This is a genomic window from Alkaliphilus metalliredigens QYMF (assembly GCF_000016985.1).
Classification (GTDB): Bacteria; Bacillota; Clostridia; order Peptostreptococcales; family Natronincolaceae; genus Alkaliphilus_A; species Alkaliphilus_A metalliredigens.
On sequence record NC_009633.1, the window covers coordinates 967232 to 985172 of the forward strand.

General features: G+C 36.9%; 15 protein-coding genes and 2 riboswitches. Of the genes, 10 read left to right on the plus strand and 5 right to left on the minus strand.

Annotated features, from left to right (window positions below):
- Positions 1 to 4: 4 nt before the first annotated feature.
- Both AMET_RS04595 and AMET_RS04600 read right to left on the minus strand, forming a co-directional pair.
- On the minus strand, positions 5 to 655 hold the full coding sequence (locus AMET_RS04595) for a methionine ABC transporter permease (RefSeq protein WP_012062193.1): 651 nt from the start codon (positions 653 to 655) through the stop codon (positions 5 to 7).
- Positions 655 to 1452 carry a methionine ABC transporter ATP-binding protein gene (locus AMET_RS04600; RefSeq protein WP_012062194.1) on the minus strand — a complete coding sequence of 266 codons (798 nt, stop codon included), beginning with the start codon at positions 1450 to 1452 and terminating at the stop codon, positions 655 to 657. Before AMET_RS04600 ends, AMET_RS04595 begins: the two co-directional genes overlap by 1 nt.
- A 154-nt stretch (positions 1453 to 1606) precedes the next feature.
- Positions 1607 to 1718, minus strand: a riboswitch (SAM riboswitch).
- Between the two features lie 159 nt (positions 1719 to 1877).
- Here AMET_RS04600 and AMET_RS04605 point away from each other — a divergent pair.
- The gene (locus tag AMET_RS04605) at positions 1878 to 2183 is read left to right on the plus strand and encodes a YerC/YecD family TrpR-related protein (protein ID WP_012062196.1); all 306 of its coding nucleotides are present in this window, start codon (positions 1878 to 1880) and stop codon (positions 2181 to 2183) included.
- 100 nt (positions 2184 to 2283) lie between these two features.
- On the opposite strand, the gene dapG is transcribed toward AMET_RS04605, so the two are convergent.
- On the minus strand, positions 2284 to 3504 hold the full coding sequence (gene dapG, locus AMET_RS04610; RefSeq protein ID WP_012062197.1) for an aspartate kinase: 1221 nt from the start codon (positions 3502 to 3504) through the stop codon (positions 2284 to 2286).
- Between the two features lie 299 nt (positions 3505 to 3803).
- On the opposite strand from dapG, the gene AMET_RS04615 reads away from it, so the two are divergent.
- The 6 genes from AMET_RS04615 to ligA all read left to right on the plus strand — a co-directional run bounded on the left by AMET_RS04615 (position 3804) and on the right by ligA (position 13990).
- A complete protein-coding gene (locus tag AMET_RS04615; protein WP_041720358.1) occupies positions 3804 to 3995 on the plus strand; it encodes a hypothetical protein in 192 nt (63 codons plus the stop codon).
- A gap of 111 nt (positions 3996 to 4106) precedes the next feature.
- On the plus strand, positions 4107 to 4298 hold the full coding sequence (locus AMET_RS24825) for a hypothetical protein (protein WP_012062199.1): 192 nt from the start codon (positions 4107 to 4109) through the stop codon (positions 4296 to 4298).
- 365 nt (positions 4299 to 4663) lie between these two features.
- Positions 4664 to 6850 (plus strand): diguanylate cyclase domain-containing protein, encoded by a 2187-nt coding sequence (locus AMET_RS24145; protein WP_012062200.1) that lies wholly within the window; start codon positions 4664 to 4666, stop codon positions 6848 to 6850.
- 260 nt (positions 6851 to 7110) lie between these two features.
- Positions 7111 to 7200: riboswitch (cyclic di-GMP riboswitch) on the plus strand.
- Positions 7201 to 7414: 214 nt separating this feature from the next.
- A complete protein-coding gene (locus AMET_RS24150; protein WP_012062202.1) occupies positions 7415 to 9451 on the plus strand; it encodes a methyl-accepting chemotaxis protein in 2037 nt (678 codons plus the stop codon).
- 221 nt (positions 9452 to 9672) lie between these two features.
- Entirely contained in the window at positions 9673 to 11847 is a 2175-nt protein-coding gene (gene pcrA / locus AMET_RS04630; protein WP_012062203.1) for a DNA helicase PcrA, read from the plus strand.
- A 160-nt stretch (positions 11848 to 12007) separates the two neighbouring features.
- Positions 12008 to 13990: an NAD-dependent DNA ligase LigA gene (ligA, locus tag AMET_RS04635; RefSeq protein ID WP_012062204.1), complete on the plus strand. Its 1983-nt coding sequence runs from the start codon at positions 12008 to 12010 to the stop codon at positions 13988 to 13990.
- 240 nt (positions 13991 to 14230) lie between these two features.
- Here ligA and AMET_RS26165 read toward each other — a convergent pair whose 3' ends face one another.
- Positions 14231 to 14404, minus strand: a complete 174-nt coding sequence (locus tag AMET_RS26165; protein ID WP_012062205.1) for a hypothetical protein — start codon at positions 14402 to 14404, stop codon at positions 14231 to 14233.
- 108 nt (positions 14405 to 14512) lie between these two features.
- Between AMET_RS26165 and AMET_RS04640 the strand changes: the two genes are divergently transcribed.
- Positions 14513 to 15193, plus strand: a complete 681-nt coding sequence (locus AMET_RS04640; protein WP_012062206.1) for a TIGR01906 family membrane protein — start codon at positions 14513 to 14515, stop codon at positions 15191 to 15193.
- A 24-nt stretch (positions 15194 to 15217) separates the two neighbouring features.
- On the opposite strand, the gene AMET_RS04645 is transcribed toward AMET_RS04640, so the two are convergent.
- Positions 15218 to 15631 (minus strand): rubrerythrin family protein, encoded by a 414-nt coding sequence (locus tag AMET_RS04645; RefSeq protein ID WP_012062207.1) that lies wholly within the window; start codon positions 15629 to 15631, stop codon positions 15218 to 15220.
- Positions 15632 to 15937: 306 nt separating this feature from the next.
- Between AMET_RS04645 and AMET_RS04650 the strand changes: the two genes are divergently transcribed.
- The gene (locus AMET_RS04650; RefSeq protein ID WP_012062208.1) at positions 15938 to 16153 is read left to right on the plus strand and encodes a FeoA family protein; all 216 of its coding nucleotides are present in this window, start codon (positions 15938 to 15940) and stop codon (positions 16151 to 16153) included.
- On the plus strand, positions 16154 to 17917 hold the full coding sequence (locus AMET_RS04655; protein ID WP_012062209.1) for a ferrous iron transporter B: 1764 nt from the start codon (positions 16154 to 16156) through the stop codon (positions 17915 to 17917).
- Positions 17918 to 17941 lie beyond the last annotated feature (24 nt).

Consider the following 17941-nt stretch of genomic DNA (forward strand, 5'->3'; position numbering starts at 1 on the left):
TTCACTACCTCCTAGATAAATTTTTGGAATAATAATTTCCTGTAATTTGTACAATTTGAACTAGTAAAATAAGCAGAACCACTGTCCAGATCATTACTTCTTTATTATAACGATGAAAACCATAACGAATGGCTAAATCACCTAATCCCCCCCCTCCAACAGCACCTGCCATGGCAGAATAACCGATGACGTTCACAATCGTAATTGTAATTCCTAAAACAATAGAAGGCATGCTCTCGGGGATGAGTACTTTATAAATGATTTGGAATGTACTGGCTCCCATTGCTTGAGAAGCTTCAATCACTCCTTTATCAACCTCCAACAAAGCATTTTCAATAACCCTTGAAAAAAATGGAATGGTTGCGATAGTTAAGGGAACAACGGTAGCAGTGGTACCAATGGAAGTTCCGATTAACAAACGTGTAAAGGGAATCAGGGCAATCATTAAAATAATATAGGGAAAGGAGCGTCCCATGTTAACAATATAGGATAAAACTTGATGAATCCCAATATTCTCCATAATATGTCCTCTCCTTGTGACAACAAGTAAAATGCCTAAAGGTGTACCAACTAAAACGGCAAATAATGTTGACAGGGAAACCATATATAAAGTTTGATGGATTGCAGGAATGAGTAGCATGATTAATCTTTCCATTATAAATTCCCCACCTTTACATTGCTAAAAAAGTCTAAAGGGATTGATTGATCCCTTTGTGAAGAACGACTCCCAAGTAATAAGTTTGTGTACGGATGCCTTGGGTCATTAAAAACTTTTGTGACAAGTCCTGTTTCAACAATCTCGCCATCCTTTAGAACAGCCACACGATGACATACCTGTTTGATGACCTCCATTTCATGTGTAATCAATACAATGGTAATGTTTAGCTTTTCGTTGATTTCCTGCAGGAGATTTAGAATACTCCTACTTGTGATCGGATCTAGGGCAGAGGTGGCCTCATCACTTAATAATATCTTAGGATTAGTTGCTAGGGCCCTGGCGATGGCAACCCGTTGACGTTGACCACCACTTAGTTGTGATGGATAATGCTTGGCTTTATCTTCTAACCCCACTAAGCAAAGTAAGTGTCCCACCCTTTCCTTGATATCAGATTTTTTCATGCCTATGAGCTCAAGGGGGTAAGCAATATTTTGAAATACGTTGCGGCTACTGAGTAGATGATAATTTTGAAAAATCATACCAATGTTTTTACGTACATTTCTTAGTTGGGTAGAAGTAAGTTTCGTTAATTCAATGTGATCGATAGATACTTCTCCGACAGTTGGCCTTTCGAGTAGATTGATGCAGCGTATGAGGGTTGATTTACCTGCTCCACTCAAACCAACGATACCAAATATATCTCCCTTCTCAACGGTAAAATTAATATCCTTCAATGCTTGTACATTACCTTCTTTAGATTCGTAAAGCTTACTTAAGTTACTTAACTGAATCATTCAATCACCTCGCTAAAGTTTTAATTTCATAAAGCAAAAAGAGTAGAACCGTGTGCATAGTAGAACTTTTACTCATATAGCAAAAGAGTATTTTTGCAATAAAAAAGCCACTTTCGCATGAAAGAGGCACCATTAAAAAATAGAGTAATGTCCTCTCTCATCTTTCAACACATAAGTGTTGTTGGAATTAGCACCTTCGAATTGCAAAAACAATTCGTGGTTGCCGGGTTTCATCGGGCCAGTCCCTCCACCTCTCTTGATAAGAGTATAAATCGATATTCAATTTAAAAACAACTATAATATAATTTTCATAGTATGTCAACAAAAATAATAAAAAAGTTTAAAGTAATAAAATCAAAAGAGAAAAGGATTCCCTGGAATAAAGTAGAATAATTAAAGTAATCTATAAATTTGAGGTGAATAGTATGTCCCATCAATCTAGAATTAAGGATGAATTTGCCGACTCTTTGTTTGAGGCTATTTTAAAGCTTGAAACCATGGAAGAATGCTATCGTTTTTTTGAAGACATCTGCACAATTAAAGAAATACAGTCTATTTCTCAACGGCTTGCGGTGGCCAAGCTCTTAAATGCTGGTAAAACCTATAATCATATCGAAGAAAAAACAAAGGCCAGTACAGCAACCATAAGTAGAATCAACCGCTGTTTACATTATGGAGCAGATGGATACAAAATGATATTAGAAAAGTTAGCAGACGAAAAAAAGGAGTAAACTGGTTTTCTTCTTAGAACAAAGAAAAAGCAGGCAATAACACACAGAGGTGTGTTATTGCCTGCTTTTGTTGATGTATAAAATAGGGTTTTGAGGTTTCCTAGCAGTCTAAATGAAAGGCTGAATGAAGTGCATTAACAGCTTTTTTAGCATCTGATTCATCAACAAGACAGGAAATTGTTGAATGAGAATCGGAGCTTTGTAGAATCTGTATATCTTCTGAAGATAACGCACCCACAATGGTAGCCATGACACCAGGAATCCCTGTGATTCGATTACCAACAACGGTTACCTTGCTACAATGTGTTCGTATTTCATGTGAAAAATTCAACTTCTTAAGTTGAATTTGCACAATATTGATCTGCTCTGTACTAATTGTAAAGATTTTTTTGTCTAGAAAAAAGTTAATCATGTCAATGCTTACTTTAGACTCCGCCAAGGTGGACAATAACAAACTATCGTGGGCCAGGTTATTTTCCATGTGAACTGAGACCTGTGAAATGCCATCCTTATGTGTGATGGCTGTTAAAAGATTTTTCTTTGGTTGGGAACAGTACAAAGATTCTTTGTCACCTGTGAAGGAGTGAATTCTAGTCCCTGGATGCTCCGACATGGTATTTCGAATATTCACTGGAATATTCTTTTTTTGAGCAATTTCTACGGCCCGAGGATGAATGACCTTGGCACCCTTTTCAGCCATTTGAAATACCTCATTGTAGTTCACTTGGTCTAGAATTCTAGCTCTTGGAACGACATTTGGGTCAGCTGTCATAATGCCATCGACATCTGTATAAATCTCTACATACTCTGCATTTAAGGCAACTGCCAATGCAGTGGCTGTTGTATCGCTACCGCCTCGACCTAGGGTAGTCACTTCACCCGAAGCTGTGGCCCCTTGAAATCCTGGAACAACAACAATATAATCCTTTTCTAAATAAGAAAGTGATCTCTTCTCATCAATAGCAATGATTTCAGCGTTACTAAAATGATCATCAGTCAAGATCCCTGCTTGGGCACCGGTTAAAACAATTACTTTTTCTCCTAATGCCTCTAATGCTGAGCCTAGAAGGGTGGCAGAAATAATTTCACCACATGACATCAGTAGATCTAATGTTTTAAGACTACAAAGCGGATTTTCTTCTAAAAGCAAGTTTCTTAAGGTATCAGTGGCATAGGCATCACCTTTACGACCTAAGGCTGACACGACTACCACGATGTTTTTCTGTTTTTGTTTTGTTTGCAAAATTTTATTAATTACTTGTGTTCTCCGCTCTTTAGTTGAAACGGAGGTACCCCCAAATTTCTGAACAACAATGTTCACAAAAATCACCCCATATTATTATGAAATTTCATTTCTAAATGAATCATACTATTAAAATATGCTTTCATCTTATTAAATGTTTATGGATTATGTCAATAAAAATTTAAATTTCAACATGCACAATAAGATTGTACCCTTCATAGGATAAAATCACACGAGAAAAGTGAAGTAAGCGGGTAGGGTTGATACAAAAGAAATACATTCATTAATAGAGAGGCACCTTTATGATCACTGACACATAATATGTAGTGAAACAATGAAAGTTAGAAGTAAACACTTTCATGAAGGAGGTGAAGTACATGTCAGAGGTAGCGAGCACAAACGTTTTAGGTGGTTTGTTTGGGAGAGACAGTAGTGTGTTGTTTTTCTTCCTACTACTGGTGGTGATCTTCTGTAGCTGTGGTATATTTAAGGGCGCAGGTGACAGCTTGTTATTCTTCTTCCTATTATTAGCAGTATTATTTGGAGGAAGACAATTATCATTTTGTTAGTTAAAGGGTAGGGTATCCTACCCTTTTTCATGTCACCAAATAAAAGTGAAAGTCATACTATAGATAATGACACTAGGAATAGTGGAAAATCTATTGAGGAAGGTGAAATATATGTCTGAGGTAACTAGTGGTAGTAGATTTGGAGGATTATTTGGGACGGATTCAAGTTTGTTGTTTTTCTTTTTGTTGCTGGTTTTAATATTCTGTAACTGTGGTATCTTTAGAGGATCGGGGGATAGTTTACTATTCTTCTTCTTGCTATTGGTAGTACTCTTTGGTGGAACAAGACTATTTGGTGTGTAAATCGGTGTCAAATGTGATAAAATGAATAAGACCAAATAAGAAGGGATCTAGATCCCTTCTTATTTGTTTAAGCGCTATGAGTCGATGCGATAGCATCAGACGAATTTTTGTATGACTTCTAATTAAAAAATTGAAAAGCCATACAAATTTCGCTAAAAAATAATCTTTGGAAAAGGTATAATATAACCGGACATGTATCTGACAGCCTAAAATAGAAAAAAATCTTTTGGCTAGGTATTAAGTCCTATGTTGCTTAACAAACAATAGGTAATATTTACTGTGTATTACTTGTTAAACCAACTGTAATCATATAGAATATATTTATTGAGTTGATTCTAAGAATTGATAGGATAAGAGGTGGATCTATGACAAGCCCCAGAATTTTAATCGTGGAAGATTCCCGAATGCTTGCACTGGATATACAAGAAAAATTAAATCATTTAGGGTATACTGTCATAGGGACGGCGGCCACAGGAGAAGAGGCTATTTCTTATGCCCAAACACAGTCACCAGATTTGGTGTTGATGGATATTTTTCTTAAGGGAGAAATGGATGGCATTGAAGCTGCAACTAAAATACAAGGACAACTTAAACTGCCAATCATTTATTTAACCTCTTATTCAGAGACGAAAATTTTAGATAGAATCAAGGCAACAGAGTCCTATGGTTATTTAGTAAAACCAGTTAAGGAGAGTGTGCTTCATACGAATATTCAAATGGCCCTCTATAAAGCCGATATTGAACGAAAGCTTCGAGAAAGTGAAATAAAGTATCGTGCATTATTTCAAAACATGATGGATGGCTTTGGATATTTTCAAATTGTGATAGATGAGAACAACCACCCAGTGGATTTTATTATATTAGAGGTGAATAGAGCCTTTGAAAGATTAATGACAACCAGCCGCAGGAAAATTATTGGGAAAAGGGGTACCGAAGTATTTAAAGGAATGGTTGAGTCAGACTTTGATTGGATCGAAGAGTGTGGACGTGTTGCTTTAAATGGAGAAACGGTTCATCGGAAGGAAAGATACTTTGAGAATTTAAAAAAATGGATCTCTTTTGCTATATCAAGCCCTAAGGCTGGGGAATTTATTATTATTTTTACAGATGTTACTGAGCAAAAACAAATGCAAGAGAATTTTCGAGAAGGGAAGGATAGGCTAGATAGCATTCTCAATTCCATTGAAGACGCCATTTGGTCAGCAGATCCAAAAACCTTAGCCCTACGCTATCTCAACCCAGCAGGAGAAAAGGTGTTTGGTAGGCCTGTACGAGAATTGTTGGATGAAGGCAAACAGTTTATTTTTGAAATGGTTTTTCCTGAGGATCAAGAAATAATGAAGGATGCATTAGAACAAATATTCAAGACTGGAAGCTGGGATGTTGAACTTCGGATTGTACATCCTGACGGACAGGTGAAATGGATTCGAGATAGAGCGTGGATTGTAAAGGATCAATACGGTCAAACGGTACAGATTGATGGGATTGCCACAGATGTGACCACCAGAAAGTTAAATCATGAAGAAATTCAGTACTTGAGCTTTCATGATAAGTTAACAGGGCTTTATAACCGGGCATACTTTGAGGAAGAATTTAAACGATTAAATAAATATCGACAGCTCCCCTTAAGTATTATTGTGGCAGATGCCAATGTGCTAAAACTAGTTAATGATGCATTTGGACATAAAACGGGAGATGACGTGTTAATTAAAATCGCAGAAGTATTAAAGGATTCTTGTCGAGAAGAGGATCTGATCTTCCGATGGGGAGGAGATGAGTTTGCCATCTTACTACCACAAACTGAAGAACGGGTAGCCCTAGATATTTGCAAGCGAATACAAGAAACCTGTGATGATTTGAAGAGTGAACCGGTTAAAATTAGTATCTCTCTGGGAGCTGCGACAAAAACAAAGATAGAGCAAGATGTGAATACTGTGATTAAAGAGTCAGAAAACCGTATGTATCACAACAAGCTAATCAGAAGTAAGCAAGTAAGATATGAAATCATTAATTCGCTGCTGGCTACATTGGTTGAGAAAACCAGTGAAACAGCAGGACATATGGATAGACTACAAGTCATGGGGGTTGGATTAGGGAAGCAAATGAATCTGTCCCAAGGAGAATTAAAGGAACTACAGGTATTGGCAAAAGTACATGATGTTGGAAAGGTATCGATTCCTACTTATATACTAGAGAAACAGGAAGACCTAACAGAAGAAGAAATTGAGCGTATAGAAAAACACCCGGAAATTGGTTATCGAATTGCCAATGCAACTTCTGAACTAGCCACCATTGCAGAAGGGATATTATCTCATCATGAACGATGGGATGGATTGGGATATCCAAGACAATTAAAGGGAACTCAAATTCCGCTTCTAGCAAGAATTATCGGAATTGTAGATTCATATGATATCATTTGTCATGGAACCGCTCATAAACAGGGCGAAGGAGAAAATGTGGCCCTTCAAGAAATTATAAAAGGAGCAGGCACCCAATTTGATCCAGATTTAGTAGAAGCATTTGTTAAGATGATGAAGAGTAAAACCGATTAGGTTTTACTCTTTTTATTTGTATTTACTTCTATAAAGTGAAATTGATGAGTAGACTCAATATATTTTTCTTTATTTGTTATTATATTTGTATAATTTTATAAAATAATGTAGAATGAAGAAGGAATTGTTAAAAGTATGTCGAAATTGATTTATTAGAGTTAAGAGTTAATACTTTGGCTTTATTAATGCAGAACACTGAATAGGTATTAACTATTATTAGTAATATCGTTTAACTAAAAACTACATAATACCAACGATAATGTTGGTAAGGGCAAACTTATTGAAAAATAAGGGCGCAAAGCTATGGATCTAAGGGAATATTATATTCCTATGATTGCCAGGTTGCCGAAATGCAAACTTGTAAGTATAAAGATTAATATGCTTTCTGAGTATTTATGTATTGCGACACCTGGCCTTTTCCTAGAGGCCAGTTTTTTTGTGGAAAAAAGGAAGAAAGTAAATCAGTTTTCAGCATAGAAGCATAGAAGCATAGAAGCATAGAAGCATAGAAGCATAGAAACATAGAAACTATAGAAATGAAAATCATAGGAGGAATAAAAAAATATGGCTAACACAAAGAATAAGGGCAGAAGGTACTCAATCAAGTTAAGATTAATCGTTTTACCATTAATCGTTATATTTATTGCTATTTTAGGTATTGGGGTTAGATCTTCTCTTCTAATAAAAGACAGCTTACTGGATCAAATGCGAAGTGATGGCTTAGAACTTTCACATCTAGCTGCTGCACAATTAGAGACAGCCACTGTTTCTTTGGAAACAGTTAATACAATGATAGAAAACAATATAAGCGCAGTTGCTAGAAATGTAATCTCCAATCAAGATAATATGAGCAACAATACATTAACCCAACTGGCAGAGAGTTTAGATGTTCATGAAATTAATATCTTTAGTCAAACTGGTGAAATTATTTATTCTAACCTTAATGAAAACATAGGTTGGATTGCAGATGAATCACATGCTTTGCATCTTATGCTGAGGGAAGGAAAAGTTGAATTAATGGAAGAGATAAGAGAAAGCACTGTCTCTAATGACTACTATAAATATGGATACACAGTAAGTCCTACAGGGGATGTAATACAGGTAGGAATTCTCGCAAATGTGATTCATGACTTATCGGAAAGTTTTAGTTATCAAAGCACTGTTGAAAATTTAGCTAAAGAGGAAAATATTGTTTTCGCTCTTTTTGCAGATAAAAGCTTAAGGGCTATGGCTCACAGTGATCGGGAGAGAATTGGACTTGATCTTAGTGATGATGAAGGAATTCAAATAGCAGCTGGAAATGGAGAGGTTTATACATCGGAATATACTTATTTAGGAATAGAAGTATATGAAGTATTGGTTCCTGTTTGGATAAATGGGGAACACGTAGGGGCGATCAATCTTGGGATATCTATGGACAATGTATATGCTGCAGTATCGAAGAATACTGTACAAGTAGGCATTTTGGGATTGATCTCCTTTTTGGTAATTGGCAGTATCTTATTTGTAATGTCAAACTATGTAATCAAAATAGTCAATGTCGTAAAAGAACAGTTGAATGTAATTGCTTCAGGAGATTTAACAACTGAGTTTTCGCAAAAACATCTTAATCTAAAAGATGAATTTGGAGAAATGATCGGTTCTATCATTGACATGCAGACATCTATCAAGGCAATGATAGAAAATATAGCCACCACCTCTCAGCAGGTAGCAGCGTCTTCACAAGAGCTCACAGCCACTAGCCAACAGTCAGCTACAGCAGCAGATGAAGTCGCTAAAACCATTGAAGAAATGGCTAAGGGTGCCAATGATCAAGCCAGGAATACAGAACAGGGAGTAGAACATATTAACGGATTGGGTCAGTTAATAGAAGAAGACCAGCAACATATTACAGAGTTGAATAAGTCTAATAGTGAAGTAACTAAGTTAAAGGATGAAGGATTAGAAGTATTAAAGGATTTAGTAGAAAAGACAAACCTTAGCAATAAATCATCGGAAGAAATACATGAAACGATTGTAGAAACTAATAAAAGTGCTGAAAAAATAGAAACTGCAAGTGATATGATTAAAAGTATAGCTGAACAAACGAATCTACTGGCGTTAAATGCCGCTATTGAAGCAGCTAGGGCAGGGGATGCAGGTAAGGGATTTGCAGTGGTGGCAGAGGAAATACGAAAGCTAGCAGAACAATCTTCTAAATTTACAGAGGACATAGGTATCGTGATACAAGAGTTAACGAGTCGAACAGGAAAAGCAGTAGTGATCATGCAAGAAGTTGAAAAACTAGGGGAATCACAAACAAAGAGTGTAGAATTAACCAGTGATAAATTCAAAGGTATAAATGATGCAGTAGAGCGAATGGGTGGCATTACACTAGAAATAACCCGTTCTGGTAAAGGCATGGAATCTAAGAAGAACGAAATTATAGAAATTATAGAAAGTCTATCTGCTATCGCACAAGAAAATGCAGCAGGAACGGAAGAAGCCTCAGCATCGGTGGAAGAACAAACTGCATCTATGATTGAAATAGCTAATGCCAGTGAATCATTAGCACGATTGTCGGAGGAAATGCAAGAGAGCACTGCCAAGTTTAAGTATTAAAAATAGGAATACCTGAGTGCCATAAGAAGCCTAGGTATATTTCAAGTAAGAACAAGCACTTGATTTGACCTGAATCTAGTAGAAATCTTTGTTAAAACCAGTAAGAGTAAAACCAATTAGGTTTTACTCTTTTTATGTTTGTCTGTACTCCTTTATTGAAACCATGTGCTAAATCATGTAAGATAGAGTATAGAAAACAATAGTTTGAAGGGAGCAACAAAATGAATTTAACTCACTTAAATGATGAACAGCGAAAGGCAGTAGAGCATACAAAGGGGCCACTACTTCTATTGGCAGGGGCAGGATCGGGGAAAACCAGAGTACTCACCCATCGAATTGCCTACCTAGTAGAAGAACTAGGTGTTTCCCCATATCATATTTTGTCTATCACCTTTACCAATAAAGCAGCCCGTGAAATGAAGGAGCGTATTCATCAGCTCCTGGGAGATGGTTTTCGGGACTTATGGGTCAGTACATTCCATTCCTCCTGTGTACGGATTTTAAGAAGTGAAATTGACAAGCTTGGGTATAGTAAAAACTTTGTTATTTATGACACCACAGATCAACAGATTGTCATCAAAGAGTGTTTGAAAAAATTGAATTTAGACGATAAGATGTATCAACCCAGAGCTGTATTGGCGGAAATTGGAAAGGCCAAAGATCAACTAATGGGACCCAAGGAATTTCAACAAGAGGTTCAGGGGAGGGACTTTAGAAAAGAAAAAATAGCAACCATTTATGAAATGTATCAAAACAAGTTGAGAAGTAATAACGCCCTAGACTTTGACGACTTGATTATGAAGACAGTTCAATTGTTTTTAACACATCCACCGGTTTTAGCTTTCTACCAAGAAAAGTTTAAATACATATTGGTTGATGAGTTTCAGGATACAAATATGGCTCAATATACATTGGTCAGCCTATTGGCTAAGAAACATCATAATCTTTGTGTTGTAGGAGATGATGATCAGTCAATCTATGGATGGCGTGGTGCTGATATTCGCAATATATTAGGATTTGAAAAGGATTTTCCTAATACCAGGGTTATTAAATTAGAACAAAATTATCGATCCACTAAAAATATTTTATCTGCAGCCAATGCGGTGGTGGCTAAAAATTCAGAACGTAAGGACAAAAAACTTTGGACAGATAATATTCCAGGAGAGGTCATTCAGTATTATAAGGCCAGCAATGAATATGATGAGGCAGGGTATATTACCAATGCAATTGATGAAATGAAGGAAACGGAGACGCGTTCCTACAACGATTTCGCCATTTTATATCGAACAAATGCCCAATCCAGGACATTAGAGGAATTGTTAATGAAAAAGGCAATCCCCTATCGATTACTGGGAGGAACACGATTTTATGATCGAAAGGAAATTAGAGATATTTTAGCTTACTTGAAAATCATTGAAAATCCTGTGGATGATGTCAATGTCAAACGAATTATCAATGTACCCAAGCGGGGGATTGGGTTAAGGAGTATTGAAAAGCTAGAAATACATGCGGACGAAAGAGAGTCAAGCTTCTTTAATGCCCTATTGGATGTAGAACTGATGCCGGATCTCTCTACCCGGGTGAAGGTACAATCAAGTAAATTTACTCAAATGATTACGAGCCTACGAGACATAAAGGATGAAGTGCCTGTAACAACCATTGTTAAGGAAATATATAAGCAATCAGAATATATTGATGAACTGCATAAGGAAGACACAGTGGAAGCTAAGGGACGGATTGAAAACTTAGAGGAATTTCTCTCCTTAACCAAGGATTTTGATGAAAATGCAGAAATAAAAACATTGGAGGAATTTCTAGCTAGGACCTCTCTAGAAACCTCCTTAGATCTAATGGATGAGGACGAAGCAGCTGTTGTGCTCATGACACTTCATAGTGCCAAAGGACTTGAATTTCCAGTGGTCTTTATACCTGGAATGGAGGAAGGGATCTTTCCGTCATCCATGTCCCTACAAGAGAATAATGAGGAAGAGGAGCGCCGGCTCTGTTATGTGGGAATTACCAGAGCAATGGAAAAGCTTTATTTAAGTCATGCAATGATGAGGACATTATACGGTAGAACCAATGCCAATGCAGTTTCTAGATTTATTCGAGAAATTCCAGAGGAACTCATCACCATGGAAAAACCCTATAATCGGCAGCAAGAAGTTCGAAAAATGCAAACTTCACCCCTATTTAATGGAGGCGGAATGTATCAAAAACCCGTTAAACAGGAAAATATAACAGGGGAGATTAAAACAGGAATGAAAATCAAACATCCAAAGTTTGGTGTGGGAACAGTGGTTGCCGCATCAGGAGAAATGTTGACAATTGCTTTTCCAAATGCAGGGATCAAGAAAATTTCTACTGCCTTTACACAATTAGAAGTGATTAAATAACTTGAGTCGTGTCATACTTTCAAATCAATTCGCTAAATATATTTAATTTTCATCGGAAGATAGTGTGAAAATTGTACAAGCTAATATAGAGAACATGTTTTTAACAATATACAATAAGTATGGATATGTAGTTAGGAATATAGGTGAAAGAGGGAAGCATATGGATCAAATGAAGGAAATGGAGCAATTAGTAAAGCAGTTAAATGAGTATAGCTACAAGTATTATGTATTAGATCAACCAATTGTCAGTGATAAGGAATATGATAGTCTTTATGATCAACTGATAGAATTAGAAGAGAAAACAGGACATGTTTTATTAGACTCACCGACACAGCGGGTGGGTGGGGAACCCTTGAAAAAATTTCAATCTCACCAGCACGTCGCCCTACTGTGGAGCTTAGATAAAGCCAAGACTGCTGAAGAATTGGTTGCTTGGGAACAACGAATTAAGAAAAAATTAGAATCAAACCATGAAATTGAATATATTGTAGAGTACAAATTTGATGGGTTAACCCTAAATTTAACCTATGAAAATGGAGAACTGGTTCAAGCAGCTACCAGAGGTAATGGCGTCGTAGGAGAATCTATTATTGAACAGGTGAAAACAATCCAAGCGATTCCCTTAGGAGTTGATTTTAACAATAAGATGGAAATTCAAGGGGAAGGCTTAATGGCAATATCTACACTGGCCCAATACAATAAAACTGCTAAAGAGCCTTTGAAGAACCCTCGAAATGCTGCGGCCGGAGCTCTGAGAAACCTAGATCCCAAGGTTACAGCTAAGCGGAAACTGGGTGCTTTTTGCTATAGCATAGGGTACTATGAAGGAATGGAATTTGAAACCCATATACAAATGATTGATTTTTTGAAAAAAAACCGATTTCCTGTCAGTAACTATATAAAATCATGTAAAGGAATTGATCAAGTAATTGAGCAAATCCGTGAAGTTGAAGCAGGAATGAAAGAATTAGATTATTTAACCGATGGGATTGTAATCAAGGTAAATGATTTAAGGACAAGAGAAATTTTAGGATATACCCAAAAGTTTCCTAGATGGGCCATTGCATATAAATTTGAGGCCCAAGAGGTCACAACAAAGTTAGAAGCCGTACTATGGCAGGTAGGGAGAACTGGAAAGCTCACACCGGCCGCCCAATTAGAGCCTGTAGAAATTGCTGGTGTAACCGTCAGTAGGGCGACCCTAAATAACTGGGAGGATATTCAACGAAAAAAGGTTAAGGTGGGTTGTCAAGTATGGTTAAGGCGATCCGGAGATGTGATACCTGAAATCATGGGTGCAATAGAAGAAACCTGTGAGGAAGCAGTGGAGATTGAAAAACCTCAGCATTGCCCTGCCTGTGATAGTGAAATTGTCCATAGGGGAGTTCATATCTTTTGTCCTAACTCCCTATCCTGTAAGCCTCAGCTTGTTTCGAGAATCGTTCATTATGCAAGTCGAGATGCCATGGACATAGAGGGATTTAGTGAAAAAACCGCGGAACAGCTGTTTGAAGCTTTGGGATTAAAGAACATTGCTGCGTTATATGAGCTAAAATATGAAGATTTAATTCAACTGGAACGATTTGGAGACAAAAAGGCAAAAAATTTATTGGATGCCATAGAAGAAAGTAAAACCTGTAAGCTAGACGCTTTTATTTATGCATTAGGCATTCCTAATGTAGGCAGAAAAACAGCTGCTGACCTAGCCAATTATTTTGGTGACTTAGAGAAGATACAGAGAGCAAACTATGATGAATTAGTGGTTCTGCCTGATATTGGAGGGATTGTAGCCCAAAGTATTGTGGGTTTTTTTGAGGATGAGAAAATCATAAAAAGTATAGAGCTGCTACTGGCAGAAGGGATCAAACCGCAGCACAAGATGAAAAACAGACAGGAAAGTATTTTTTCTGGAAAGACAGTTGTGGTAACAGGAACCTTAGAGAATTATGGACGGAAGGAAATTCAAACACTTTTAGAAGAACAAGGTGCGAAGGTTTCGGGAAGTATTAGTAAAAATACGGACTTTGTTATTGCAGGGGATAATGCTGGATCAAAACTAAAAAAAGCCCAAGAAATCTTGGAATCTGGCGTGGAGACAAATTTACAAATTTTAGACGAAGCTGCCTTTGAAGCGTTGTTATAAAAATTCGTCTTATGCTACCGCATCGACTCATAGCGCACTTAGATTTTAAACGGGTATTGTTTAAAATCTCAAGTGCTTAAATAAATTCGTCTGATGTTATCGCATCGACTCACAGCGCACTTAAATTTTAAATGGGTATTCTTTAAAATTTTAAGTGCTTAAAATGGAATATGGGTTGGAATAAAATCCAACCCACATCACACCTTCAAGCTATGATTTTATGTCAGATTTACTTGAACCCTACCAGAAGTATCTGCCACCAAACAGCACAACAAGAAGCAAGAAGAAGAATAATAAGCTTTCTCGGTTGTCAGCTGTCCAGAATCCACAACGGCAGAAGATTAACACTAACAGTAGGAAGAAGAACAATAAACTACTTTGACCTCCAAACAATCCTGCTTTAGCTTCAGCCATATTTGTCACCTCCTTATAATGAGGATTTATTAACCTTTGGTTATTTCATCATATGAACAAATGCTTTAGATGGTGATAAATGAAAATAAAAAATAAATGGGGAATCGAATGATGAGAAAAATAGTTTATTTTATAATTGGTATTTTATTGTCCATTGTGGTGCTCTTAACATCTGTTCAAATCATGGCGTTTAATTTAAACCACTTTGAACGCTCCTTTGAAAGATTCAATGTTCCAGAAGTAACTGGAATGGAAATAGATCAGTTAATGTATACCATTGAAGACGTATTAGAGTATTTTGAAGACGAGCGACCTCTATTAAATACCAGAGCCATTGTGAGAGGGCAAGAACAGGAAGTGTTTGGTGAAAGGGCAGTTCTTCACATGATTGATGTGAAGGCACTTTTTATAGGTGGGAGAATTGCTAGAAATGTAGGATTAGCACTTATGCTTTTATTAACTGGAGTTATGATCATAAAAGATACAAAGTGGAAGGTTCACCTAGGTAAAACGGTTTTTATTACAGCAATAGGAAGCTTTTTAATGCTATTATTATTACTGCTCTTAATGTATGTTGATTTCTATAAATATTTCACGTATTTTCATTTGATCTTTTTTGATAACGATTTATGGATTCTTGATCCTAAAACAGAAATTTTAGTTCAAATGGTTCCGGAACCTTTTTTCTATGATACAGCAGTCAAAATTATTTTGATTTTTCTAGGGGGTCTATCGGTCTTGGGTGGACTGGGCTGGTGGAGTCAAAAGAAATACGCAAAAAAACCCTAGGAGGAAAGCCTCCTAGGGTTTTCACTATTTTATTGAAGTTTTTCGGGGATCAGTAAGTTTTTTTAGTAGATTCAAATAATTTTTTTCATGTTCAGCTTCAATTTTACCTACCTCATGAAAAAAAGAAGCAATTTCATCTAATTCTTCTTGTCGTGCTATTCGTTCAAACTCTTTGTACATGGTGGTCCATTCATAGTGTTCACTTTGAGCAGCCATCCTTAAATTAGTCACTGAGTCTTGAACACCATTTAAAAATTCGAAGATAATTCGACCATGCTCTTCCTCCTGCTTTGCTGACTCTTGGAAAACGTCTGCTACTTCATTCAGGCCCTCTTGTCGTGCAATCTTAGCAAAAAAAGCATATTTATTCCTAGCTTGGCTCTCACCAGAAAAAGCAGTCCAAAGGTTTTTTTCGGTTTGTGTTCCTTTCAAATTCATTTATCTCACCCCTATAGTTGTTTTCCTAATTAATCGATACATGATAGATTCTACTAAATATTGTAACATACTTTTACGAAAAGTAGAATGAGAGTATCAGTGAATCTGTTTTAGCAGGGTAATCAAACAGCTAAGTGTTAAGCTGCCTAGAAAAGAATAAGAGAAATAATGGAATGGGCAATGATGTTTTGAGTAGATAGACAAGGGTATAATAAAAAAAATTTAGAATGATTGACACAAAAAAAACCAAGTGATATACTGAAAACAACAAAATAATGAAAATCATTATCATGAGGGGGAATACATATGTCTCTATACAATTACCATATAAAGCAGCAATGTGTTGTTGAACAATTACCTGCAATTGGGTTGCTGAAATCCTTAGGGATGAGAGTGGGATTAACTGTGTCCATCGTTTCAAAACAGCCATGGGGAGGACCTGTTATTGTTCAGGTTGGGAAGAGAAGTATTGCTATTGGGAAGGATGTAGCAGAACAGATTGTCGTGAAGGGGGTAGCTTAATTGGGGTGTCATGAAGTTGAAGAAAAAATACAACGTGGATCGGAAGATGGACTAAGGGTCCTCTTAATGGGAAATCCTAATGTGGGCAAAAGTGTCATCTTTTCAAAGTTAACAGGAAAAGAAGTGCTAGCAGCAAACTATACTGGAACAACGGTGAGTTTCACCAAGGGTAATATACATTTTGGAAATAAGAAGGGAACGCTGATTGATGTGCCAGGGACTTATTCATTAAAGGCTACCTCGCCAGCTGAAGAGGTGGCAGTAGATTTAATGAAGGAAGGTGCAGATGTAATCATTTTTGTGCTAGATGCCACAAATCTAGAGCGGAACCTTAGTTTAGCATTACAAGTCAAGCAATATGGAATCCCTACTGTATTTGCTCTTAATTTAGGAGATGTAGCAGAGCATAAAGGAATAACCATTGACACACAAAAGCTAGAGGCAGAATTGAATGCACCTGTGATTCCAACCATTGCCACTCGAAATATAGGATTAAAGAATGTTTTAGAAAAGGCCTGGGAAGTTGCTTTACATAACTTAAGTGATGATAATGAGTATTGCTTGCAGCACGAAGATACTTGGGAAGAAGCGACTAGAATTACTAAGGCAGTTGAAAGCTATGAATATAAGGAACCTACCTTATGGGATCGGATAGAGGATTTGACTTTAAAACCATTTCCAGGTATTCCAATTGCAATGTTAGTTTTAGTACTATCACTTGGTTTCGTTGTAGGTGGAGGAAAGGCTATTAGAGCTACTATTTTTCTTCCTTTACTTAATAATTTTTATGCACCATTTATGATGAATCTTGTATCGAATTTTGTCCAAGAGGGAATGGCTTTTAATATTCTAGTGGGAGACTACGGTGTTTTGATTAAAGCAATTGAGTGGCCCTTTGCCTTGATTTTGCCCTATGTCACCCTGTTTTATATTGTTTTGTCATTTTTAGAGGATAGTGGATATTTACCTAGACTAGGAGCTTTAGCTGATGGCGCACTTCGGAGAGTTGGAATTCAAGGTGGTAATATTATTCCATTTATAATGGGATATGGTTGTGCTGTGCCTGCGATTCTAGGAACAAGATCAGCCACTAGCTTCAAGGAACGTCTGACTGTCAGTATGCTGGTTTCACTAGCAGTACCATGTGTAGCACAATCGGGAGCTTTTTTTGCCCTTTTGGGAGATCAGTCAATTGTTGTTTTGATTGCAACGTATTTAGTTTCTTTTGCAGCGATTGTAATAGGTGGAATGATTTTAAATCGAGTGATTCCTGGAAAAATTGATCCCATATTGTTGGAAATGCCTAATCTTTTAATGCCTAATATAGGAGCGTTACGAAAGAAGATATGGATTCGAATAAGAGATTTTATGATTGAAGCAGAAGTACCGATGATTCTTGGGATTGCCTTTGCAGCATTTATTGCAGAGACTGGTGTACTCAATGCTGTGAATCATTTTGTTGAACCCTTGGTTGTGGGTTGGTTAGGGTTACCTGCTGAAGCAAGCTTAGGATTAATGCTTGGGGTTGTGAGAAGAGAGTTAGCTGTATTACCACTATTAGAGCTTGACCTGACCACAGCTCAGCTGTTCGTCGGTTCGGTAGTGGCGCTATTTTATCTACCCTGCTTGTCTGTTTTGGCAGTGTTGATTAAAGAGTTTCGCTTGAAGATCGCTCTAGGGATTGCTGGAGCCACCATTTTTATTGCTTTCTTTGTGGGGGGACTTATTAATCATTTTATTAAATTCTTTGGAATTGTTCTATAATATTGAATATTAAGGTGTGACTAG

Coding starts and splice junctions, on each gene's coding strand:
- AMET_RS04615 (WP_041720358.1), top strand. CDS start 3,804: ATGTCAGAGGTAGCGAGCACAAACGTTTTAGGTGGTTTGTTTGGGAGA.
- AMET_RS24150 (WP_012062202.1), top strand. CDS start 7,415: ATGGCTAACACAAAGAATAAGGGCAGAAGGTACTCAATCAAGTTAAGA.
- AMET_RS04595 (WP_012062193.1), bottom strand. CDS start 655: ATGGAAAGATTAATCATGCTACTCATTCCTGCAATCCATCAAACTTTA.
- AMET_RS24825 (WP_012062199.1), top strand. CDS start 4,107: ATGTCTGAGGTAACTAGTGGTAGTAGATTTGGAGGATTATTTGGGACG.
- pcrA (WP_012062203.1), top strand. CDS start 9,673: ATGAATTTAACTCACTTAAATGATGAACAGCGAAAGGCAGTAGAGCAT.
- AMET_RS24145 (WP_012062200.1), top strand. CDS start 4,664: ATGACAAGCCCCAGAATTTTAATCGTGGAAGATTCCCGAATGCTTGCA.
- ligA (WP_012062204.1), top strand. CDS start 12,008: ATGGATCAAATGAAGGAAATGGAGCAATTAGTAAAGCAGTTAAATGAG.
- AMET_RS04650 (WP_012062208.1), top strand. CDS start 15,938: ATGTCTCTATACAATTACCATATAAAGCAGCAATGTGTTGTTGAACAA.
- AMET_RS04640 (WP_012062206.1), top strand. CDS start 14,513: ATGATGAGAAAAATAGTTTATTTTATAATTGGTATTTTATTGTCCATT.
- AMET_RS04645 (WP_012062207.1), bottom strand. CDS start 15,631: ATGAATTTGAAAGGAACACAAACCGAAAAAAACCTTTGGACTGCTTTT.
- AMET_RS04600 (WP_012062194.1), bottom strand. CDS start 1,452: ATGATTCAGTTAAGTAACTTAAGTAAGCTTTACGAATCTAAAGAAGGT.
- AMET_RS04605 (WP_012062196.1), top strand. CDS start 1,878: ATGTCCCATCAATCTAGAATTAAGGATGAATTTGCCGACTCTTTGTTT.
- AMET_RS26165 (WP_012062205.1), bottom strand. CDS start 14,404: ATGGCTGAAGCTAAAGCAGGATTGTTTGGAGGTCAAAGTAGTTTATTG.